The following is a 21,578-nucleotide window of genomic DNA, read 5'->3' on the forward strand; positions in this document are numbered from 1 at the left end:
CATAGCAGATATCTCTACTTTGGAAACAGCCCATATTAACGCATTGGTCGATCCGGCCTCATACCAAACTCATGAAAGGTATTGCTGAAGCCCTTCTACCCCTGCCAGCGGGCAAACTCCCCGGGGTTTGTCCATGCTTGAAATAAAAGCTCCCGAGGCGCGTCGAACACCCCCGCGAAGATACAATTTCGTTTGCGCCAATGGAAGACGCATACTCCTACTCCTCATTAAGCGCCTTGCCTAACGCGTCCAACATAACATTCGTGCCATGCTCTCTTATTTCCGGCGTGTCGTATCCGTCAAAGAACACGGCCTGCTCCGTGAAGACCAGCTTCGTTCCTTTCTCGATCGGGATGAGCTCGACCGTTGTAACGGATACGGAGATGCGCTTGTCATCCGAATCCAAGGTGTAGGTATACACGATTCGCTGCTCCTGAACGATCTCCTGGTAGCAGGCGTCGAAAGTAAAGACCGGCCCCTCGGCGGGACCTCCGCTGCTGTATTCGCGCCCTCCGATCCGGAATTCGAAAATATCGGGCTTCGAGAACCACTTCGCTTTTGCAGCCGGTTCGGCCCATGCGTTATAGACCTTCTCAGGCGAAGCGGCATAAGTCCGTTCGACGGTGAAAGTAGCGTGCTTGGCGTTTCGTTCGGTCATGGTTGATCCTCCTTAGGTTTCGTTTCTTCCTGATCCCCGGCAAGAAAATCACCCAATAAGTCCAGGCGGTGCTCCCAGCTCATCCTCCGCTCGATGACTGCCTTCTCATGGCCCATTTTCATCGCTTGCAAGAGGCCGGTAAAATGTTCAACGGTTAATGGCGCCTTCCCCTGCATCAATGCGGATACTTGCTCGAGCTGCTCCAGAAGATTGTGCTGCAGCTTTATCTGCTCCTTGATCCGGGCCATTTGCAGGCTGACGATCTCGAGCGGGCTGAACTGCTCGCCGGCCAAGACAGACTTAACCTCCTCTAGTGATAAGCCCAGCTCCTTCAGCGATATAATCTGCTGCAGACGCGACAGGTCGGATTCATTGTAAAGCCGATGGCCCGAATCCGTCTGAAGGGATGGGGAGAATAAGCCGATCTGGTCGTAAAACCGCAAGGTTCGAACGGTAAGCCCCGTCAGGTTGGCGAGCTCCCCTACTTTCCAATATCGTTTCATAGTCAACTCCTGCGCTGGCATTGGCGTTTTGTCTTGCCGGTAACTGTACTATAAAACATGACGTAACGTAAGGTGCAAGCGGAAAATAAACAATGCCGCCGCAGGTAAGCCCTCACGAAACCCTTTACCCTTTGCGCCGCTGCTGGTTTTGTTTGATTTTATCCTCCATCCCCTGCTCCGATGCCCGGTAGAAGGTCATGCCGCCGAGCGTATCGGGCAAATACTGCTGCCTGACGTAATGATTCGGGAAATCATGAGGATATTTATAGCCTTCATGGCCCAGCTGCTGCGCCCCGCGGTAGTGCGTGTCGCGCAGATGCAGCGGCACTTCGGCGCCGCCGGCCCGTTCGATCGCGGCCTCCGCATTGCCGATGGCTATCGCCGTCGCATTCGATTTCGGGCTTTCTACGGCAAATAAAATCGCTTGCGATATATTGTACTTTGCTTCCGGCCAGCCGATCTTATGATACGCATCCATCGCGGTCACCGCCTGTATCATGGCCTGCGGATTCGCAAGGCCGATGTCTTCGCTGCAGGCGACGATCAAACGACGGATAAAGGTCATCGGATCCATCCCCAGTTTCTCTACCGCGTAGAGGAACCAGAATAGCGCGGCATCGCTGGAACCGCGGACGCTTTTATGGAAAGCGGAAAGCACATCGTATTGCGTCGACAGGTCGGCACGGATCGTCGGCTTTCGTATCGATTCCTGCGCCACTTCAAGCGTCAGCTTCACGGACCCGTCCGGTTCGGACGGCGTCGTCACGGCGGCAAGCTCCAAGGCGTTAAGCGCGCGCCTGATATCGCCGCCCGCCATCGCCGCAATATGACGCAGCGCATCTTCATCCGCGTGAATCGTCATAAAGGCGAGACCCCGCTCCCGGTCGGACAGCGCACGGATCATCGCCTCGTAAGCATGCTCCTCTCCGAGCGGTTCCAGCTGGAACAGCGTGGACCTCGACAGAAGCGCGCCATTCACGTGATGAAACGGATTTTCGGTCGTCGCCCCGATAAAAATTATAATGCCTTGCTCAACGGCAGGCAGCAGGGCATCCTGGCGGGCGGTATTAAACCGGTGAACCTCGTCCAGAAATAGGATCGTTTTTTTGCCGTACATCATTTTATTGGTACGCGCTTGGTCAATTACCTCCCGTACATCCTTGACCGAGGCGTCGACAGCGTTCAACTTCACGAATTCTCCAGCCGTTCGGAGCGATATGATATGCGCAAGCGTTGTTTTTCCGCAGCCCGGAGGCCCGTATAGCAAAATAGAAGATACCTGGTCGCCCTCAATCGCCCTGCGCAGCAGCTTCCCTTCACCGACAATATGCTCCTGACCGATATATTCATCCAAGATTTGCGGCCTCATCCGGTCCGCAAGCAGCCTCGCACGAGGCTTTTCTTCCTCTTGATAGGAAAATAAATCCATAACAGCGTCCCAACCTTCTTCCAATCTGTTATTCCGATCATAGCATATTCGTACATTTGTTCGCTAGGGAAGTAAATTTAGTACGAAAGTCTCACCTATTAAATATTCACATCATTTGGAAGAAGATGTATAATCATGGTGTCGAACAATCATTTTTTGTCGCATTCGACAGCGTGCGTCATTTTTAATGAATGGAAAGCTGCGGGGGGCTGATCTATTGTTTAAGAGAGTAGAGAATGGGATCGAAACTGCACTATTCAATGACATTTGGACAACCGTTTGGAAGGAAAAAGGGTACGAGCTCGAATACAGCGAGCAGCCGTTGGCCCAATACGTCATTGTAACGACTGACGGAAATTATATTGGAACGGCAGAAATAAACCGCTTCTGTCCCAACAAGAGCCCCTTGCTGCAGACAACGAAATTGCCGATGCACATTCTTGCTGCCGCAGAAGAAGGATTGGTCGCCGAAATCGACAAAATCGCATTGCTAAAGCCTTATCGCGGACGGTATTTGTCCGACCTGCTCTCCTCCATCATTTATTTTGCCGACCGGCATCATTACCGTTATTTCGTATCGTTGCTTGAGCCCGTGTTTTTCCGCGCGCTGCGAGTAAGCTTCCATATCCCGATGGAGAAGCTGGGTGGAGAGTATTATTACAAAGGAGATTATGTCGTACCCGTACTATTCGAAACGAACCAGATGTATGTAAACATGCCGATGTTCCATTGGCTTAAGTATCCGAGCTGACGGGCAAGTCCTAACCGGATCGCGTAAAAAAGCCGTTTCATCCGAGCAAAGCGCGAATAACGCTTGCTCCTGAAACGGCTTTTTCCTGCTCTATTTATCAAAAGGCGACTTCAAACCCCGCTCCAGCTTTCCGATCGTTGCATGAACGCGTGTAGAGCGTGTTTCTTCCCTTTTGGCATCGGTAATCCACTTCACGAAATCACGACGCTTCGCGGCGGTTAAGCTGCCCCGGAAGAACTCCGTCGCAGCCGGCGATTCCTGAAGCGCTGCCGCCAGATTATCCGGCAGCTCCGGTTCTTCCGTTGCAGAGGCAGACAAACGACCGGACGATTGCGCAGCAAGCGAGGCCGAAGCGGAACGCGTCTTCGACCGTGACCCGCTCCCTGCCGGCCGATAACGCATGGATGACCAGGTATCGTCCATCGAGATCATCGCGACGCCTTCCATATCCAGCTTCAGCATATGCTTCCAGCCGGTATCCCGGTTAATATCCGTCTTGATTTTCGAAGTGCCTTTCGGGTACGTAATCCACAGCAAGCCATCCTCTTTAACCGCATGAACGGCTGCCTGGGCATGTTCCTCTAGCTCGGCCATCGAGCGGACGAAGAGCATGACAAAATCATGCTCTCCCTTCCCCCGGCCTTCAATGGAAGAGTCGCCTGTCAATCCAAGTTGGCCCAAATACAGCTCAGAAGGCGCATTAATCACCAATGCCTTCATATCCGGCTGCAATCTCAGCTTCTTGACCAGCGTCTCATTCATAGCTCGATCCCGCCCGTTTCAAGCAGATCCTTCACTACAACGCTTACCATGATCAACCCGGCGACAGGCGGCACGAATGCATTGCTGGAAGGCGGCTGCTTCGCTTTGCGGATCTCCGGGGCGTTCTCCGGTACGATCCGCTGCGTGACATCCTCGCGCGGCTTCATCGGCGTCTCCGTGGAGAATACAACCTTAACCCCCCGCTTGATGCCTTCCTTCCGCAGCTTCGTGCGTACGACCCGCGCAATAGGATCGGTATGCGTCTTCGAGATATCGACGACCTGAAACTTGGTCGGATCCATCTTGTTCGCCGCGCCCATGCTCGAAATAATCGGAATTTTGCGCTCCAGGCACTGCTTGATTAAGTGGATTTTGTACGAAATGGTATCCGAAGCGTCAACGACATAATCGGGCGTATGTTCGAAAAGCTGCTCGTACGTTTCTTCCGTATAGAACATCCGTAGCGCAATGACGTCGCAGTCCGGGTTAATAAGTTTAATACGGTCGCGCATGAGATCGGCCTTCGGCTGCCCGACCGTTGACGTCAGCGCATGCACCTGCCGATTGACATTTGTAATATCGACAACGTCCTTATCGATCAGAATGATTCTTCCGATGCCCGTGCGCGCTAACGCTTCCGCTGCAATGCCTCCGACGCCGCCGATGCCGAGCACGGCAACCGTGCTCTCCTTCATCAGCTGTAATCCTTCAGGCCCGATGGCCAGCTCCGTACGTGAAAATTGGTGCAGCATCAGGCTGCCGCCTCCTTTGCTGAATACGCTTATTTATCGTTTTTGTCCGCAGGAGCGTTCGCTGCGGCAACCGGCTGCTTCGGCTTAATGACCGTACGGATATGCAGCTGTTCAAGCTGAGATAGCTCGACTTCGGAAGGCGCATCGCACAGCAAGTCCGTCGCGCTTGCCGTTTTCGGGAAAGCAATCGTCTCCCGCAGGTTGGTGCGTCCGGTCAACAGCATAACAAGCCGGTCAAATCCGAATGCAATGCCGCCGTGAGGAGGCGTTCCGTATTCAAAGGCATCCAGCAGGAAGCCGAATTTGTCCTGCGCTTCTTCCATGCTGAAGCCAAGCGCCTTGAACATTTGCTCTTGAACCTCGCGTTTGTAAATACGCATCGAGCCGCCGCCTACTTCATAGCCGTTCAGGACAAGGTCGTATGCCTGCGCGCGGATTTGTCCCGGATCCGTATCGAAGAAATGAAGGTCTTCTTCGTTTGGACGCGTGAACGGATGATGCTCCGCCACATAACGTTTTGCGTCTTCATCCCAGCCTAACAGAGGGAAATCAACGACCCATGCGAATTTGAACTTCGAATCGTCGATCAGCCCAAGATCGCGGCCTAACTTCGAACGCAGGTTGCCAAGCACATCGGCTACGACTTTTTTCTTGTCGGCGGAGAATGTTAATAGATCGCCTTCTTCCACTTGAAGACGCTCGGTCAATGCAGCGATTTCTTCCGGCTTCAGGAATTTGACGATCGGTCCGCGCCATTCGCCGTCTTTCACGGTAATCCATGCCAGACCCTTGCCTCCGTACCTTGCAGCGAAAGGCTGCAGGTCGTCAAGCTCCTTGCGGCTCCAGCTTGCGCAGCCTTTGGCGTTTAACGCCTTCACGACGCCGCCGCTTGCCGCTACGCTTGCAAATACCTTCACATCGCTGCCCGAAACGATATCGGTAATGTCTTCAATCTCAAGTCCGAAACGAAGATCCGGCTTGTCGGAGCCGTATTTATTCATCGCGTCCGCATACGTAATCCGTTGGAACGGCAGTTCCAGTTCAACGCCGACCGTATCGCGAAGAAGCTTCGCCGTTAACTGCTCCATTAGCGCAAGCAGCTGATCCTGTGATAAGAACGAAGTTTCGATGTCGACCTGCGTGAATTCAGGCTGACGGTCAGCACGAAGATCCTCGTCCCGGAAGCAGCGGGCGATTTGATAATAACGCTCGATTCCGCTGACCATCAGCAGCTGCTTGAAAATTTGCGGCGATTGCGGAAGCGCGAAAAACTCGCCTTCATGCACGCGGCTCGGAACCAAGTAATCACGCGCGCCTTCCGGCGTGCTTTTGGTTAAAATCGGTGTCTCGATATCGATGAAACCCTCGCCGTCAAGGAAATCGCGGAACACCTTCGCCGCTTTCGAGCGAAGCATTAACGTGCGCTGCATTTCCGGGCGGCGCAAATCCAGGTAACGGTATTTCAAGCGTAGCGATTCATCCACCTCAACGCCGTCTTCGATTGGGAACGGAGGCGTCTTCGCCGCGTTCATGACTTCAATGTTGGTAACTCGAACTTCGATTTCGCCTGTAGCCAGATTAGCGTTATACGTCTCCGCATCGCGTTCAACGACCGTGCCTTGGATAGCCAGCACGTACTCGTTGCGGGCGCGGTCGGCTACGGCAAGCGCGTCGCCGGAGAAGTCCGGGTTGAACACGGTTTGAACGATACCTGAACGGTCGCGAAGATCAATGAAGAGTACGCCGCCAAGATCGCGGCGGCGCTGCACCCAACCGTTCAGCGTTACGGTTTGGCCTACGTCTGCTTTCGTCAGCAGGCCGCAATGATGAGTTTTTAATAACATAGTTTTCAATCTCCCTTAATTCATTAGAATGGTTTATTGTGTTGTTTTTAACCACTAATTTCATCGGCTAGCCGATCCAGCGCTACGAAACGCTGCTCGCCTTTCCCCATGTCCTTAAGCGCAATTTCTCCGCGCGCCAGCTCATCATCGCCAAGAATGGCGGTATAACGAGCTTGCAGCCGGTCCGCCGACTTCAGCTGCGCCTTCATTTTGCGTCCAAGATAGTCACGTTCCGCATGGATGCCGCGCCGCCTTAGCTGGTACACAAGCTTCGTCACTTCGCGGTCTGCCGCCTCGCCTAGCGCTATGAGATAAACATCGATCTCATTGAAAGCCGGCAGCTCCGTCTGCTGGTGCTGGAGCAGCAGGATCGTTCTCTCCAAGCCAAGGCCCAGCCCGACGCCCGGTTGATCGGGACCGCCGATCTCGGCTACCAGACCGTTGTAACGGCCGCCTCCTCCTACCGTATCGATAGCGCCGATTCCTTCGGCCTTATATTCAAAGGCGGTATGCGTGTAGTAATCGAGACCGCGCACGAGACGGTGATTAATCGTAAACGGAATGCCCATATCGCTTAAATACTGCTGTACCTTGCCAAAGTGGTTTTGACATTCCTCATCCAAGCTGTCCAAGATCGACGGCGCGTCCGTGAAATGCTTCTGGTCCGTCTTGCAATCAAGCACCCGCAGCGGATTGCGGTCCATCCGGGACTGGCAATCCTTACAGAGAATCTCCCGCTTCGGTTCAAGAAACGCCAGCAGCCGCTCGCGGAACACGGCTCGTACGGCAGGCGTGCCGACCGAGTTGATCTCGACTCGCACTCCCTTAAGACCTACTTCCGTGTAAAAGGTATATCCGAGCGCAATCACCTCCGCATCAAGAGCGGGATCAACCGAACCGATCGCCTCGACGCCGAACTGATGCAGCTGGCGATAGCGGCCAGCTTGGGGCCGTTCATAACGGAACATCGGTCCGATGTAATACAGCTTCGACACATCCGGTTCGCCGTACAGCTTATTCTCGACATAAGACCTTACGACGCCCGCCGTTCCTTCCGGGCGCAGCGTGAGGCTGCGGTCGCCGCGGTCGGTAAAGGTATACATCTCTTTCTCGACAATATCGGTCGTTTCGCCGACACCGCGCTGAAACAGCTCCGTCGATTCGAAAATCGGCGTGCGAATTTCGCGGAAATTAAAGCGCCGGCAAATGTCGCGCGCCTTCTGCTCAACGAACTGCCATCTCTCTACAGCGCCAGGCAAAATATCCTGCGTGCCCGGCATTTTTTGAAAAGCCATTCGAATTCCCTCCTGCCCCAGTAATAAATGCTGTTATGGTTCGGAAAACGCAAAAAACTCCCGTTCCTGACGGCTCATGCCGAAAGGGACGAGAGTGTATCTCCCGTGGTACCACCCACATTCCGAGACTGCATGCCCAGGCAGCAGCTCGCTTAAGACGGTTAACGTCCGTCATCCGCAGTGCGGCTACTTAACGCCGAAAGTGACAAGACTACGCTTGCCAAGCTCGTTCGTTCACCGTCTGTTCTCCGGGAGGTCTATTCATTCAACCGGTATAAGGACGCTTGCAGCCTTAATGACGTCCCTCTCTGGATATAACGCGAAGAATTACTTTGTCCCATCAACGAATCCATTTGAATCATACTGAGAGTTAATTTTACCCGCAGCCTTTCATAAAGTCAAGAATCAAGTGTCCCGTTCGACAAAAGGACAGAAAAAAACCTACAAAACGAGTTGTAGGTCCAAAAGTAAAATATATTTTTAAAAAGGGGGTCGAGATTTATTATAGGTTAACGATGTTAAAAGCAGGTTAGAGATTGATTACAGAAATATTACAATTTCGAAAGCGTTTTACGCAATCATTCCCTTATACCTTCTTATATTTGAACAAATGCCGCCCAGGTTTTATCCCGAACGGCGCCGAAGAACAATTTCACTGTTTCTATAGCGGTTAACGGCCTTGATGGTTCCGGCGGGGATTTACCGCAAAACCCGCCCATTCTTCAGCAGCCTCGATGTTGTCCTCCATCGCACTTAAAAGTCCGGCTTCTCTGCGATCCGGGTGCAGCAGTATTCTGGAAGCTCGTTCTATGCTTTGTTCCTTGCGTGATTGGTGCATGCGCGGTATACCTCCAATATAACATCAGCACGCTCCGGCCGATTCCTCCGTACACGTGTCTACATGTCTATTGTAACCCGCGTTTCCTCATCTTAAGCGCCGCTTTCCAAAATTAAAGTGACCGGTCCGGAGTTCACGAATTCGACGTCCATCATCGCGCCGAAACGGCCGGTCTCCACGATAAGTCCGAGCGAGCGAAGCGCTTCGTTAAACTTGTCATACAGCTGCTCAGCCTGCTCCGGCCTCGCCGCGGCCATAAAATTCGGGCGTCTCCCCTTGCGGCAATCGCCGTACAACGTGAACTGCGATACCGATAACAATTGCCCGCCGGTATCCGTAACGGACAAATTCATTTTGCCGGATTCATCCTCGAAGATGCGCAAGCCCGCTATTTTATCCGCCATCCACCGTATATCCGCTTCCGTATCTTCATGCGTAATGCCAACCAGCAGTACGAGTCCGTGTTCGATAGAACCGGCAATTTCGCCTTCGATGACGACTTTGGCCTGCTTGCTGCGCTGTACGACTACTTTCACTTCGCGTAACCTCCGATGATCTGAGCATGCCCGCCGGATATGGCCGGCTTCTCTATTGCATGATACGTTGCACGGAATAAATATCCTGCACCCGCTTAATCTTCTCCACGACCGAAGACAGATGTTCAATATTGCGAATAAGCACCGTCATATGAATAAGCGCCATCTTATTTTTAACCGAACGTCCCGTTACCGCAGATATATTCGTTTTGCTCTCGGACACCGCCTGCAGCACCTCGTTGAGAAGCCCTCTGCGGTCATGACCCGTAATCTCGATATCGACGCTGTAATTCGCTTCGCTCGATTGCTCCCACTCCACCTCGATAACGCGTTCGCCTTCCTCGCCCTGATCGCCGAACGGAATGTTCGTGCAGTCCATCCGGTGAACGGAGACGCCGCGGCCCCGCGTTATATAACCGACGATCGAATCGCCCGGCACCGGGTTGCAGCAGCGGGCGAATCTGACAAGCAAATTGTCGATTCCCTTAACCGTTACGCCCTGGTTCGGTCTAGTCTTCCGGTTGCCCGGCGACTTAATTTCCTTTATCTCGGCCGTAAGCTCCAGCTGATTCGCAAGCTCAGCCTCCTTGCGCATCTTCTCGGTCAGCTTCGTACATATTTGCGCAGCCGTAATACCGCCAAAGCCGATGGCCGACATCATGTCCTCAATATCGTTGAACGCGAATTTCGCGGCAGCCTCCTGCAGCTTATCCTCCTGCAGCCATGCGGACGGCTCGAGTCCGAGCCGCTTCAGCTCGCGCTCAAGCAGCTCGCGGCCCTTCGCGACATTCTCATCGCGCTTCTCCTTCTTGAACCATTGCCGGATCTTGCTGCGCGCATGCGACGACTGGGCGATCTTCACCCAATCCTGGCTCGGACCGTAGGAATGCTTAGACGTTAAAATTTCAATAATATCTCCCGTCTTCAGCTTATGATCAAGCGGCACGATCCGGCTGTTCACCTTCGCGCCGATCGTCCGGTTGCCGACCTCCGTATGGATGCGGTAAGCAAAGTCAAGCGGAACCGATCCCGCAGGCAGCTCGATGACTTCCCCGCTCGGCGTAAAGACAAAAACCAAGTCGGAGAAAAAGTCCATTTTCAGCGACTCCATAAATTCGGACGCATCGCGCGCTTCATTCTGAAGCTCTAAAATCTCGCGGAACCAGGTCATTTTATCCTCAAAGCTGCCGCCAGGCACGATCGAGCCTTCCTTATACGCCCAATGTGCCGCAATGCCGTACTCGGAGGTTCTGTGCATTTCCCAGGTCCGGATTTGAACCTCGGTCGGTTCGCCGTTGGGACCGATTACGGTCGTATGAAGCGACTGATACATATTCGCCTTCGGCATTGCGATATAATCCTTGAAGCGTCCGGGCATCGGCTTCCACAGCGTATGAATAATGCCAAGCGTCGCATAACAATCCTTGATATTATCGACAATAATTCGAATCGCCAGCAGATCGTAAATTTCGGTAAACTGCTTATTCCGGTCCGTCATTTTTTTGTAAATGCTGTACAAATGCTTGGGTCTTCCGGAAATATCGCCTTCGATGCCCATTTCCTCCAGCTTCTCCGAAATCCTGGTAATGACATCGTCGATAAACTGCTCGCGCTCGGCGCGTTTTTTCTTCATAAGATTCGCGATCCGGTAATATTGCTGCGGATTCAAATAACGCAACGCGATATCTTCCATTTCCCATTTGATTGCCGATATCCCCAGCCTGTGCGCAATCGGGCAAAAGATCTCCAAGGTTTCGTACGCGATTCGTCGCTGCGCTTCCTCCGATTGGAATTTCAGCGTTCGCATATTATGCAGCCGGTCCGCCAATTTAATAAGAATGACGCGAATATCCTGTGCCATCGCGACAAACATTTTACGGTAGTTTTCGTTCTGCTGCTCTTCCTTGGAGCGGAATTTTATTTTCTCGAGCTTTGTCAGCCCGTCAACGAGCATCGCACAGGTTTCGCCAAATTTCGCGCGAACCGTCTGCAAATCCACCGTCGTATCCTCGACGACATCATGAAGCAATGCCGCGATAATCGACAGCACGTCCATTTGCATATCAACAAGAATGTCCGCAACCGCGACGGGGTGTAATATATACGGCTCTCCCGATTTCCGCACTTGTCCGTGATGGGCTTGTTCCGCGAAGTCATAGGCTTCCTGTATGCGTATAAGGTCCTGCTCTTTCATATAGGCGGATGCCTTCTCGATTAAATGCTCAATGCCCATGAAACGTCCCTTCCCAAGCGTAAACGGCTGTTTATCTTGCCCTCGCCGGCAAGAATCCGTTTCGCAATGAAATAAAAGCGGTGTATAAATGTCGGTTTTCCGAGTTTTTATAATATTATGCCTGTTATAACAGCATGACGTCAACTATCGAAGTGATGCTGATCACCCATCGCGGCCATTCCGGTTCTAAAAAACCGCCGTCCCTTCGCGATTCGTACGGAAGGAGACAGGCGGTTGGTTCGCACGCGCTGCATTTATCAGCTATAGGTCATTAATGAGAAAACATCGATTCCATCCAGCTTCTCGCGGCCGTTCAAATAAGCAAGCTCGATCAGGAAGGCCGCTCCGACGACCTCGCCGCCGAGCTGGCGGACGAGATTAATGGAGGTTGCGATCGTGCCGCCCGTAGCGAGCAGATCGTCCGCGATCAATACCCGTTGTCCCGGCGAAATAGCGTCCTTATGCATGGCAAGCTGGTCTTTGCCGTATTCCAGATCATAGCTTGCCGAGATCGTCTCGCCCGGCAATTTGCCGCTTTTGCGGATTGGAGCAAAGCCTACGCCGAGCGCCAACGCGAGGGGAGCTCCGACGACGAAGCCGCGCGCCTCCGGTCCTGCGATAATATCGATCTTCATGTTCGAAACGGCTTCCCGCATTTCTTCGACGGCTGCGCGATACGCTCCGCCATCCTTCAACAACGTCGTAATATCTTTGAACCGGATACCCGGCTGCGGAAAATCGGGAATAACCCGGATGTAATCTTTAAAATTGTATTGTATGTTCGACATTGATCTGTCAACCCTTCCCACTCATCATCATCATTATTATTATTTTATACTTGCTGCCGACCTATGCGACACTTCAAATTTTTGCTTCGCTTCCCTGTATTTTTTTGAAGAAGACAGTTCTCTCTTCCGGGGGGAAGCGGCTGCGGTCATGAATCCGTCGCGTATTTCTATAAATTGCAGTTCCGCGAACACGTCAAGCATAAGCTGTATCGTGCCGACGGTCAAGCCGCTTTGCTCCGACAGTTTCTCCGGCAATCCCGGCAGCGGCGCTTCACCAAGCTTCCGAAGCTGCTGATAGATGACGCCGAATTGCTCGCGTTCGGGAAATGAAGATTCGCTTTCGGGATCGAAATGGAGGTCATGCAGCTGAAGCTGCGGCTTGCGCTGGCCGTTCCATTCGTTCACGGACAACTCGCCGATCGCGTCAATTCGGCAGCCCGGCTGGAGTCCAGCCGCAAGCGTACCCATTCCGAACCCAATACCGTCAAGCAATCGGCGGCCGCTCCCCAGCGACAGCTTCAAATGCTTCGATTCCTTGCCGATCGTTCTCTTGTCCGCCAGCTCAGTTCCCTGAAAGAGCAGCCGCGGCGACGGATTTCCCATGCCGAACGGCTCGAGAAGCGCCAGCTCCGTAATCGTCTCGATCGTCGCTTCTCCTAGGGAGCATACCAGATCCACCGCCGTTTTCGGTATCCAGTCGTCGGCTGTTAGCCATTGGGACGCCAACTCCCCCAGACGCCTCTCAAACGCCGCCAAGCGATCGCGGTGGAGACTCATCCCGGCAGCGGCCTGATGACCGCCATAATGATCAAGAAGCTCTTCGCATTCCGTTAAAGCCGCGTGCAGATCATAGCCTTCTATCGAACGCGCAGAACCTTTGCACATCCCGGTCTGCTCATCTATGCCTAATATAATAACCGGCTTATAATTCCGTTCCAGAATCTTCGAGGCTACAATGCCGATAACGCCGACATTCCACCCCTCCCCCGCCAACACAATGACAGGTGGCGCCTCGGCTCCAGCCGCTTCCGCAGCCTCGCATTTGTCCAGCCACTGCAGCTCCGCTTCCTTGACGATACTCTCCACGACCCGCTGGCGTTCCTTATTAAGGCTGTCAAGCCCGACCGCGGTCAATATCGCTTGGTCGTAATCCTCCGTCGTTAACAGCTCTACCGCTCGCTTCGCGTGGTCCAGCCTGCCGGCCGCATTGATGCGCGGCGCCATTCCGAATGCGATTGCCGTTGACGTTACGCCCGGCAATTCGATACCGCCCGCTTCGGCAAGGGCGCGGAAACCGGTTGCGGGCTGGCTTCGAAGCCGTTCCAGGCCGTAACGCACCATGATCCGGTTCTCGTCCGTAAGCGGCATAAGATCTGCAATCGTCCCCAAGCTGACGATATCCGTCCATTCGAGCGGTGGGCGCCCGAGCAGCGCTTGCGCCAGCTTAAACGCGACACCGACGCCGGCGAGGCCTTTGAATGGATAACCGCACTCCTTCTGCTTCGGATTTACGACCGCTGCCGCTTCAGGTGTACGCTCGGGAGGCTCATGATGATCCGTTACGACGACATCGATTCCAAGATATTTCGCGTACGCAATCTCGTCATAAGCGCTGATTCCCGTATCGACGGTTACGATCAGACGTATACCATCTTCGGCGGCAAGCTCTATCGCTTTGCGATTCAAGCCGTAACCTTCCAAGGCTCGATGAGGGATATAATAATCGAAATCATAACCCAAGCCGCGAAACAGGTGAACAAGCAAGGAGGTGCTCGATACGCCGTCCGCATCATAATCGCCGTAAATGCGAATTTTTTCATTCCGGGAAGCGGCCAGCCTAATGCGTTCAACGGCCTCCTTCATCCCAAGCAATAAATAGGGGTCATGAAAAAGCTCATGACCGCCTCGCAAAAATCGATTCGCCGCCTCCGGCTCCTTATAGCCCCGTTGCACGAGAAGTCTGGCAACAAGCGGCGGCAGGTTTAAACCTTCAGCCAGCTCTTTCGCCTTTTCTTCGTCCGTTGTCTGCCAAGGCGCCAATGACCAGCGGGTCTTTCTTTGAATCATGCCGCTTTCCCCTCTCCTGCGGTATGCAGCCTTTATTGCAACAGCGTTTGTATCTGATCTTGATTCGGATCGTGGTTCGACTTGTATGGATAACCGGGATCATATGGTTCAACATAAATCGATACATCCGTAATATGAATAAATTTTTTCATGACAAGCTGCTTTACCCTCTTGGCAATCTCATGGCCTTCCAGTACGGAAATTCGCGGATTAACGCTTATGACCATTTCTGCAACGACATAATGCCCGTGCTCCTTCGCCCGCAGCGACTGAACCGTAATCACGCCTTCGATGCGCTGCACGAGCTGCATCAGCTCATCCGGATGTTCCTCTTCCATACGCTCTTTATTTGGTCTGCGTACGGCTCCTGCCGCCATCCGGTAGCCGTTGTATGTTACAATTCCCGCAATCACGAGAGCCGCGGCCGGGTCGAAATAATAAAGAGCGGGAATCGCCAGCGCCTTGCCCATCGTGGCCCCGACAACTCCAATGAATGCGGCAAGGGAACAATAAATTTCGGACAACCGATTTTTGGAAGGGAAAAAGAATTGCTGAATGATAAGGCCGATAGCGATGAACGCGGCTGCGCTCCAATGAGGAACGCTGGTCACGAGATCGGAAATATCGCGGACCGCGGAAATTCCGATCTCCAGTCCAATGATGAGAAGAACGACTGACAATACAATTGTCGCCGCCGTCTCTCCTCTCGCATATTCGGTTTCGTTTGACGCCGGTTTGTCCGTTTTGCGGCGCCGCTTTTCCCGCAAGCCCGTCAAAGCGGCAGCGGATCCGGCTGCCTCGGCAGCCGATCGGAATGCATCTGCCAGCAGCGCCTTACTACCTGACAACCAACCTACTATACCTTTGAATACGGCCAGCAGCATGTTCCCCCATAAGCCGGTCCTGCTTGCGGACTCTGCTTTTGCATATCGCTGTGCGGTTGACATCGGTAACCTCCTACAATAAATGCGAAACCTGCTTTGTTAGTATCAGCTAAGATTTTCCAAAACAAACCCTCTTCGCAGCAGTTACCGTTCTATGGCGTTGCCTGTTTATTGGCAGCAGGCTTCGGTTTTTGTTTACTTTTAAGCACATACCATATCGGACTGGCAATAAACACAGAGGAATATGCTCCGCTTAGCAAACCTAGAAGCATGGCAAGAGAAAACATCTTCAATGATTCGCTGCCGAAGATAAACAAGCAAAGAGCAGCGATAAAAACAGTCAATACCGTATTGATGGAACGCGTCATCGTTTGCCAAATGCTCGAGTCGACGATACCCGCCAAATCCTGAGGACTTCGGATTTTTGCGAAACGCATATTTTCACGGATCCGGTCAAACACGACGATCGTATCATTTATAGAATATCCGATGATCGTCAGTATTGCTACGATAAACGGCAGATTAACCTCAAGCCGTAAAATCGAAAATAAACTGATGACGATAAAAGCATCATGTGCCAACGAGATGACCGCCGCGACTGCAAACCGCCATTCAAAGCGAATTGCGATGTAAACAATAATCCCAATGCTTGCAACGAACATGGCTTTTAAGGCATTAAGCTGCAGCTCCTTCGCCATCTCAACGTCTACCGTGTTTACCTCCATGGAAGCATCAGCATCGAATTTTTCCGCAAAATCTTTCTTTAATTGGGTCTCTTTATCGCTTTGCAGCACATCGTCGAAACGTATGCCGACCCTGTCAGAACCTACCGTCACCGTTGATTTGGCAAAACCGCCATCCTTTAAATATTGCTCGATTGCTTCTTTCTGTCCGACCATGCTTTTCGAAACTGAAATGTCTACATTGGAGCCTGCTTTAAAGTCAACGCCGTAATTCAAACCGAACATCGCGAGCGTAATGATGCCAAGTACAGTGATAGCGATGGAGAAGATGAAGAAAATCCGGCTTTTTTTGATAAAGCTGAATGATGGATTAAAGCGCACGGATTTCACTCTCCTTTACTCCGAAGAAAGACGGTTTATTCAAGACGTTACTGCGAATAAGCAGCGTTAGCAATATTCTCGAGAAAACAACGTTTGTGATAATGCTGACCACGATGCTCATGATCAAAATGACTGCGAAGCCCTTTACAGACCCTGTTCCGATAAAGAAGAGGACAAATCCTGCAATAGCCGTCGTAATCTGTGCATCGAGAATCGTGCGGAGTGAATTTTTCGACCCTGCCTTCAAGGACGACAAGACGCTTTTACCGCTGCGAATCTCTTCCTTTATCCGCTCATAAGTGATGATATTTGCATCGACGGCCATACCGATACCAAGTATAAATGCAGCGATTCCCGGCAGGGTCAACGTGGCGTTCATCAGCCAGAATCCTACCAGCAGCAGCCAAATGTATACAATGATCGAAATACTTGCGACTACACCGGGAAGCCGGTAAAAAGCAAGCATAAACAATAAGATAACGGCGGTTCCGAGAAGACCTGCAAACATCGTTTCCTGCAGCGAGGCTTGTCCAAGCGTTGCTCCTACGCTTTGCGTATACTTTTCAGTGAGCTTAAGCGGCAGGGCGCCCAGATTTATCGTTTGAGCGATTTCATCCGCTTCCGCCCGGGTAAAGTTTCCTTCAATCGAAGCCTCCGTGCTTCTAATCTCGAACCCGACTCTCGGAGCTGCAAGCTGCCGGTCATCCAAGTAAATGGCCAATAAATTTTTACCGTCAGGCTGTTTGGAGATGCTGCTCGTCAAATCGCCAAATTTGTCGGCACTCTTCATCTTAAGCGTTATGTCGTAGCCGTTCATTTGGTTAAGCACAACATCGGCGCCGTTCTCAACGAAGTCGCTTCCGATAAGTTCTACCTTGCAAAACCCTTCCTCATCCGGGCAGCCTACCATGCTGCGGAACGTCAATTCGGCGGGTTTCTTCAATATTTCCCTTACAGCCGCTTCGTCCATTACACCTGCTATTCTAACGCGAATCCGATCCTTTCCCTCCGGCAAAACTTCGGGTTCGGCTACTCCTGAACCATTAGCCCGCTTTTCGAGGCTTTTTGCCGTTTCGATCAGCGCTTCATGCGTCACTGTACCTCCCGGAGTAATGGTCTCCGCCTGATACAGAATTTCAAACCCGCCTTTTAAATCAAGCCCCAGCTTAACTTTTTTCACTAGTGTCGGACTTGTCACGCCGATTACGACGAAAGACAGGACGACAATAAGCACGAATGCAACCATGCGTTTCATAGATTGTAGGCTCCCCCTTGTGATCTCAATATTCCTATTATACAGACGCGGTAAAAACGAGTCAAAAAAAAGAAGAACCCCCGCTTAGAATGGGTTCCCTTTAAACGCGCTAAGCGTCATGTAATTCATAAATTTGGTAACCTTCAGCGATAAAATATCGTTTACCATCTGATGCAGCTCTGGCTGTCCGCTCTTTGCATATTTATCATTGACACAATCCCAAATTTCCTTGCCGGTAATATGCTCATACCCGATCAGTCGGAATTCCTCCGCTTTGCTGTTGCACAGCTCCTCGATTACCCGGTTTAGCTCATCGTCTGCCATGCTGCCGACCCTCCCATAAGCTAAAGCATGACGAAGCTGGCACCGCTTCGCACGCATCCGCTTAAATCGTTCCTTTAAGTCATTCGATATTCGTATTCCATATTCCTGCATATAGGGGCCGATTCCTAAAATTGACTAATTGAGTGACATGGAATCGGACATGCCGCGCATAAAGATGATAGTACCGGCCTGTCTCACAGCAGCTTCGCTTTATTGCTTCCGCATGAGGGGCTCCGCTATTTCAGAAAAGAGATGAGGGCATTACAATATGACGAAGCAAACCTTTATTAAAGGCGCCATGATCCTGCTTGCCGCCGGCATCATCAACCGGCTGCTCGGCTTTGTGCCGCGAATTGCGCTGCCGCGCATCATCGGTGCGGAGGGAGTCGGCTTATACCAGCTCAGCTTCCCATTCCTGACGGTTATGCTGACGATCATTACGGGAGGCATTCCGCTCGCCGTTGCCAAATGGATTGCAGAAGCCGACACGCAAGGGGACTCTGCGCGGGTCAAATACATTTTCCGCGCGGCAATGGGACTTGCCGTCACATTGGGCATTATGATGACGGCCGGAATGCTGCTCTTCGCCCCTTGGATTACGACGCATGTCCTGCCGGACGAACGGGTATACCGCACGTTCCTCGCTATGACTCCTTTGCTTCTGATTAGCGGAATTTCAGCCGTTTACCGCGGTTATTTTCAAGGCAAACAAAATATGATCCCCAGCGCAGTCTCGCAGATCACGGAAACCGTACTGCGGATCATCGCTACGCTTGTCTTTGCTTACCTGCTGTTGCCGTTGGGGCTCGAATGGGCGGCCGCGGGCGCGATGCTCGGCGTTGTCGTCGGTGAAATCGGAGGCTTGGGCGTCATTCTGTGGAAATATTATCGCGACAAGCAGCGAACCAAATTAGAAGCAGCAATCCCATCGCCGAATCCGCCAAAAAAGAGAGTTCCGGTGTTAAGAAGGCTCCTTAGTCTGTCCATACCGGTGACTGGCAGCCGGATGATCGGTTCCCTATCCTATTTGCTTGAAACGATCTTTACCGCAAGAAGCCTGGTAGCTGCCGGCATCACCGCAAGTCTCGCAACGGCACAATACGGCGCTCTGCAGGGCATGATCGTTCCGCTGGTCCTGCTTCCGACCGCATTAACCTATTCATTAGCCGTCTCCTTGGTTCCTTCCTTATCCGAAGCGGCCGCCAAAGGAGACAATGCCCTCATCCATAAGAGGCTCCATCAGTCGATGCGTCTTGCACTTGTTTCGGGCGCTCCATTCGTGGTTGTCATGGCCCTATTCGCCGAACCCATCTGCCGCATCCTGTATGATCATGCCGATATTTCGCCTATGCTCCAATTGATTGCGCCCGTCGGTATTTTCATTTATTTGCAAGCCCCGCTGCAAGCGGCGCTGCAAGCCTTGGATAAACCCGGGACTGCGCTGATCAATACGTTGATCGGAGCGGTCGTCAAGCTTATCCTAATCATTCAGTTAGCGTCTAATCCCGACTTCGGCATTTATGGGGCCCTCATTGCCATCAATGTCAATATCGTTCTGGTTACCGTTCTGCATGGCATAAGCGTTCTCCGTTTTATCGGCTTCCATATGAAGGTGATCGATTTCGTCAAAGTCATCGCCGCCATGGTCGTAATGGGGGCAGCCGCACGGTTCACGATGGATCATACGCCGCTTTCACTGGAATGGATCAATTTGATCCTTGCATGCGGCGCGGGCGTTATTGTATATCTCCTGCTCATGATCATGATGAAAATTATTGACCGTCATGACATCGTTCGAATCCCTCTGCTCGGTAAATGGTTTAAATAAAAATATAAAAAAACCGCGTACTAGGGAAGCCCCTAATATCGCGGTTTTCTGTCTTGCAGATCGATAAACAGCTTGCCTTTATGATCAATCGTGCATAAGAAAACATCCTTAAAATCATAAACGTCTTCCTCCTGGAGTACGTTTTTGAGCCAAAATCTCGTTTTCTCAAGGCTTTCCAAATTCTTATCCTGTACTTTCCCATCCATAATCAACGGTATCGGCAAAATTTCAAACCGGAATTTTGGAGGAATGACTTTTTTAACATCCAAATTCGATTCGGAAGTATTCCCTGACGTACTTTCCGCTACCGTTTCGTCCGATTGCTCCTTCGGAATGATGGACAGCTTGCCGGTCGTTTCCAGAATCGCGAACTCGACGTCGGAAACGGTGCTGATTTTATTATCCCGAAGCTGAAGCATAAGATCGTCCAGATTGTAGCGCTGCTTGCGCATAACCTCTTTGTTCAGCTTGCCCTTCTCAATGATGACGCTTGGCTTGCCGTCAAATAAAAGTCTCATCGTTCTGCTTTTCAACGTGATATAAGCGGTCCCAAGCTGCACCAGCAGCAGGATTAACATGGGCATGATACCGCTCCATAAAGGTCTTTCCATATCCTCGAGCACAATAACGGCAATTTCCGCGATCATGACGGAGATAACCAGATCAAAAACCGACAGCTTGCCGATCTCGCGTTTTCCCATGAAACGCATAATCAAAAACACGACGAAGTAGATAATCACAGTCCGGATTAACAGGCCCCAATATTCCAAGCGGAAACCTCCTCCTCGACATTGATATACCAGCTAATCTTAAACGGCATTTTCTTGTACAGCTATTCTGGCCTTCGTGCAATCACATCATACAAATGTCCCTTGTACGAATATATGGCAACTGCTGATAAGGCAATGGAATTCAGGCGGACAAAGTTGTACTATTCCGCGGGGCTTGACCATATGGATTAGTAATGTACTTATACTTAGGGGGGAATAAGATGAGTTCGGTAAAACAAGCTCCTAAACCGCCTTTAATCGCTTCGCCTTTGCTTGCCGGAGTGCTTTTCTCTATCGTTTGGCTGGCAGCGGGCGCGCTGCTGCTTTCCTTGCTGCTCCATTTTACGGAAATTAAGGAAAGCAGCTTATCCGGATCCGCATTTCTCGTTCATGCAGCGGCCGCGTTGGCAGGCGGCTTCACGGCCGGGAGACGTTCGGAGAAAAAAGGGTGGTACCATGGATCGATTCTGGGATTATTGTACGGAATCATCATTATCATCGTCAGTTTCCTTGCCCAAAACGCCTCTTTATCATGGCATAGCTTCCTGCTTCTTGGAACCGCTCTTCTTGCGGGAGCCCTCGGCGGCATGATCGGCGTGAATTTACGGAAATAAACGTTTATATTGAAAAGCAAAACGGCCGACATCGGAGATGTCAGGCCGTTTTTATATGTAGCTGATTATTCGTTTACTGCCGGAGCAGAGGTAATGATGGTATTAATTGCGCTGCGTTCGAATGTCATTTTCGTTGTATCATTGACACGAAGCACAACCGTATCATCCGTCAATTCCACAACCGTACCGTGCAAGCCGCCGATCGTCGAAATTTTATCGCCTTTCTTCAACTGGCTGAGCATACTTGTACGCTGCTTTTGTTTCTTCTGCTGCGGCCTTATAAGCAAGAAATAAAATACCGCAAACATAAGAACGAACGGCCAAATCATGCCGATAATACCGCCAGCTCCGCCAGGTTCAGCTGTTGCGAGCAACATGGACAT

The 21,578-nt window shown here is 51.7% G+C and carries 21 protein-coding genes; 3 read left to right on the top strand and 18 right to left on the bottom strand.

Features of this window, described 5'->3' with window-relative positions; all coding sequences use genetic code 11:
• Positions 1 to 217: 217 nt before the first annotated feature.
• From H581_RS0121385 to H581_RS0121395, 3 genes are all read right to left on the bottom strand, one after another.
• Positions 218 to 658 carry an SRPBCC family protein gene (locus H581_RS0121385; protein ID WP_028611786.1) on the bottom strand — a complete coding sequence of 147 codons (441 nt, stop codon included), beginning with the start codon at positions 656 to 658 and terminating at the stop codon, positions 218 to 220.
• Positions 655 to 1,161, bottom strand: coding sequence for a MerR family transcriptional regulator (locus H581_RS0121390; protein ID WP_028611787.1), 507 nt, complete (start codon positions 1,159 to 1,161; stop codon positions 655 to 657). Before H581_RS0121390 ends, H581_RS0121385 begins: the two co-directional genes overlap by 4 nt.
• Before the next feature lie 124 nt (positions 1,162 to 1,285).
• Complete coding sequence (locus H581_RS0121395) at positions 1,286 to 2,590, bottom strand: replication-associated recombination protein A (RefSeq protein WP_028611788.1); 1,305 nt, start codon at positions 2,588 to 2,590, stop codon at positions 1,286 to 1,288.
• A gap of 217 nt (positions 2,591 to 2,807) precedes the next feature.
• Here H581_RS0121395 and H581_RS34940 point away from each other — a divergent pair, with 217 nt between their 5' ends.
• Positions 2,808 to 3,341, top strand: a complete 534-nt coding sequence (locus H581_RS34940) for a hypothetical protein (protein ID WP_036719549.1) — start codon at positions 2,808 to 2,810, stop codon at positions 3,339 to 3,341.
• Between the two features lie 90 nt (positions 3,342 to 3,431).
• On the opposite strand, the gene H581_RS36635 is transcribed toward H581_RS34940, so the two are convergent.
• From H581_RS36635 to H581_RS0121460, 13 genes are all read right to left on the bottom strand, one after another.
• Entirely contained in the window at positions 3,432 to 4,103 is a 672-nt protein-coding gene (locus tag H581_RS36635) for a YdeI/OmpD-associated family protein (protein ID WP_051251179.1), read from the bottom strand.
• Positions 4,100 to 4,855 (bottom strand): tRNA threonylcarbamoyladenosine dehydratase, encoded by a 756-nt coding sequence (locus tag H581_RS0121410; protein ID WP_028611789.1) that lies wholly within the window; start codon positions 4,853 to 4,855, stop codon positions 4,100 to 4,102. The genes H581_RS36635 and H581_RS0121410 overlap by 4 nt, the downstream gene beginning before the upstream one ends.
• A 29-nt stretch (positions 4,856 to 4,884) precedes the next feature.
• On the bottom strand, positions 4,885 to 6,699 hold the full coding sequence (gene aspS / locus H581_RS0121415; protein WP_028611790.1) for an aspartate--tRNA ligase: 1,815 nt from the start codon (positions 6,697 to 6,699) through the stop codon (positions 4,885 to 4,887).
• Positions 6,700 to 6,746: 47 nt separating this feature from the next.
• Positions 6,747 to 7,994 (bottom strand): histidine--tRNA ligase, encoded by a 1,248-nt coding sequence (gene hisS / locus H581_RS0121420; RefSeq protein WP_028611791.1) that lies wholly within the window; start codon positions 7,992 to 7,994, stop codon positions 6,747 to 6,749.
• A gap of 670 nt (positions 7,995 to 8,664) precedes the next feature.
• Entirely contained in the window at positions 8,665 to 8,832 is a 168-nt protein-coding gene (locus H581_RS38475; RefSeq protein ID WP_169507537.1) for a hypothetical protein, read from the bottom strand.
• Positions 8,833 to 8,924: 92 nt separating this feature from the next.
• A complete protein-coding gene (gene dtd, locus H581_RS0121430; RefSeq protein ID WP_028611792.1) occupies positions 8,925 to 9,368 on the bottom strand; it encodes a D-aminoacyl-tRNA deacylase in 444 nt (147 codons plus the stop codon).
• A 52-nt stretch (positions 9,369 to 9,420) separates the two neighbouring features.
• Complete coding sequence (locus H581_RS0121435; protein WP_028611793.1) at positions 9,421 to 11,601, bottom strand: RelA/SpoT family protein; 2,181 nt, start codon at positions 11,599 to 11,601, stop codon at positions 9,421 to 9,423.
• A 257-nt stretch (positions 11,602 to 11,858) separates the two neighbouring features.
• Complete coding sequence (locus H581_RS0121440; RefSeq protein WP_028611794.1) at positions 11,859 to 12,389, bottom strand: adenine phosphoribosyltransferase; 531 nt, start codon at positions 12,387 to 12,389, stop codon at positions 11,859 to 11,861.
• A 39-nt stretch (positions 12,390 to 12,428) separates the two neighbouring features.
• Positions 12,429 to 14,456 (bottom strand): single-stranded-DNA-specific exonuclease RecJ, encoded by a 2,028-nt coding sequence (gene recJ, locus H581_RS34950; RefSeq protein WP_036719551.1) that lies wholly within the window; start codon positions 14,454 to 14,456, stop codon positions 12,429 to 12,431.
• Positions 14,457 to 14,488: 32 nt separating this feature from the next.
• Entirely contained in the window at positions 14,489 to 15,403 is a 915-nt protein-coding gene (locus tag H581_RS0121450) for a cation diffusion facilitator family transporter (protein ID WP_028611795.1), read from the bottom strand.
• Positions 15,404 to 15,492: 89 nt separating this feature from the next.
• Positions 15,493 to 16,404, bottom strand: coding sequence for a protein translocase subunit SecF (gene secF, locus H581_RS34955; protein WP_051251183.1), 912 nt, complete (start codon positions 16,402 to 16,404; stop codon positions 15,493 to 15,495).
• Positions 16,394 to 17,659 (bottom strand): protein translocase subunit SecD, encoded by a 1,266-nt coding sequence (secD, locus tag H581_RS34960; protein WP_036719553.1) that lies wholly within the window; start codon positions 17,657 to 17,659, stop codon positions 16,394 to 16,396. The genes secF and secD overlap by 11 nt, the downstream gene beginning before the upstream one ends.
• Positions 17,660 to 17,743: 84 nt before the next feature.
• A complete protein-coding gene (locus H581_RS0121460; protein WP_028611796.1) occupies positions 17,744 to 17,983 on the bottom strand; it encodes a post-transcriptional regulator in 240 nt (79 codons plus the stop codon).
• Between the two features lie 268 nt (positions 17,984 to 18,251).
• On the opposite strand from H581_RS0121460, the gene spoVB reads away from it, so the two are divergent.
• Positions 18,252 to 19,811: a stage V sporulation protein B gene (gene spoVB / locus H581_RS0121465; RefSeq protein WP_028611797.1), complete on the top strand. Its 1,560-nt coding sequence runs from the start codon at positions 18,252 to 18,254 to the stop codon at positions 19,809 to 19,811.
• 32 nt (positions 19,812 to 19,843) lie between these two features.
• Here spoVB and H581_RS0121470 read toward each other — a convergent pair whose 3' ends face one another.
• Positions 19,844 to 20,521: a DUF421 domain-containing protein gene (locus H581_RS0121470; protein ID WP_425414642.1), complete on the bottom strand. Its 678-nt coding sequence runs from the start codon at positions 20,519 to 20,521 to the stop codon at positions 19,844 to 19,846.
• A 281-nt stretch (positions 20,522 to 20,802) separates the two neighbouring features.
• Here H581_RS0121470 and H581_RS0121475 point away from each other — a divergent pair, with 281 nt between their 5' ends.
• Positions 20,803 to 21,195: a TIGR04086 family membrane protein gene (locus tag H581_RS0121475; RefSeq protein ID WP_028611799.1), complete on the top strand. Its 393-nt coding sequence runs from the start codon at positions 20,803 to 20,805 to the stop codon at positions 21,193 to 21,195.
• Between the two features lie 65 nt (positions 21,196 to 21,260).
• On the opposite strand, the gene yajC is transcribed toward H581_RS0121475, so the two are convergent.
• Complete coding sequence (gene yajC, locus H581_RS0121480) at positions 21,261 to 21,572, bottom strand: preprotein translocase subunit YajC (RefSeq protein ID WP_028611800.1); 312 nt, start codon at positions 21,570 to 21,572, stop codon at positions 21,261 to 21,263.
• Positions 21,573 to 21,578: the final 6 nt, after the last annotated feature.

It is taken from the genome of Paenibacillus harenae DSM 16969 (assembly GCF_000422465.1).
GTDB lineage: Bacteria > Bacillota > Bacilli > Paenibacillales > Paenibacillaceae > Pristimantibacillus > Pristimantibacillus harenae.

Bases quoted from the DNA above. Each gene is read 5' to 3' on its own strand.
- aspS (WP_028611790.1), bottom strand. From the start codon at position 6,699: ATGTTATTAAAAACTCATCATTGCGGCCTGCTGACGAAAGCAGACGTA.
- spoVB (WP_028611797.1), top strand. From the start codon at position 18,252: ATGACGAAGCAAACCTTTATTAAAGGCGCCATGATCCTGCTTGCCGCC.
- yajC (WP_028611800.1), bottom strand. From the start codon at position 21,572: ATGTTGCTCGCAACAGCTGAACCTGGCGGAGCTGGCGGTATTATCGGC.
- H581_RS0121475 (WP_028611799.1), top strand. From the start codon at position 20,803: ATGAGTTCGGTAAAACAAGCTCCTAAACCGCCTTTAATCGCTTCGCCT.
- H581_RS0121460 (WP_028611796.1), bottom strand. From the start codon at position 17,983: ATGGCAGACGATGAGCTAAACCGGGTAATCGAGGAGCTGTGCAACAGC.
- H581_RS38475 (WP_169507537.1), bottom strand. From the start codon at position 8,832: ATGCACCAATCACGCAAGGAACAAAGCATAGAACGAGCTTCCAGAATA.
- secD (WP_036719553.1), bottom strand. From the start codon at position 17,659: ATGAAACGCATGGTTGCATTCGTGCTTATTGTCGTCCTGTCTTTCGTC.
- H581_RS0121385 (WP_028611786.1), bottom strand. From the start codon at position 658: ATGACCGAACGAAACGCCAAGCACGCTACTTTCACCGTCGAACGGACT.
- recJ (WP_036719551.1), bottom strand. From the start codon at position 14,456: ATGATTCAAAGAAAGACCCGCTGGTCATTGGCGCCTTGGCAGACAACG.
- H581_RS0121395 (WP_028611788.1), bottom strand. From the start codon at position 2,590: ATGGATTTATTTTCCTATCAAGAGGAAGAAAAGCCTCGTGCGAGGCTG.
- H581_RS0121450 (WP_028611795.1), bottom strand. From the start codon at position 15,403: ATGTCAACCGCACAGCGATATGCAAAAGCAGAGTCCGCAAGCAGGACC.
- H581_RS0121435 (WP_028611793.1), bottom strand. From the start codon at position 11,601: ATGGGCATTGAGCATTTAATCGAGAAGGCATCCGCCTATATGAAAGAG.
- H581_RS0121410 (WP_028611789.1), bottom strand. From the start codon at position 4,855: ATGCTGCACCAATTTTCACGTACGGAGCTGGCCATCGGGCCTGAAGGA.
- H581_RS36635 (WP_051251179.1), bottom strand. From the start codon at position 4,103: ATGAATGAGACGCTGGTCAAGAAGCTGAGATTGCAGCCGGATATGAAG.
- hisS (WP_028611791.1), bottom strand. From the start codon at position 7,994: ATGGCTTTTCAAAAAATGCCGGGCACGCAGGATATTTTGCCTGGCGCT.
- H581_RS0121440 (WP_028611794.1), bottom strand. From the start codon at position 12,389: ATGTCGAACATACAATACAATTTTAAAGATTACATCCGGGTTATTCCC.
- H581_RS0121390 (WP_028611787.1), bottom strand. From the start codon at position 1,161: ATGAAACGATATTGGAAAGTAGGGGAGCTCGCCAACCTGACGGGGCTT.
- H581_RS0121470 (WP_425414642.1), bottom strand. From the start codon at position 20,521: ATGCGTTTCATGGGAAAACGCGAGATCGGCAAGCTGTCGGTTTTTGAT.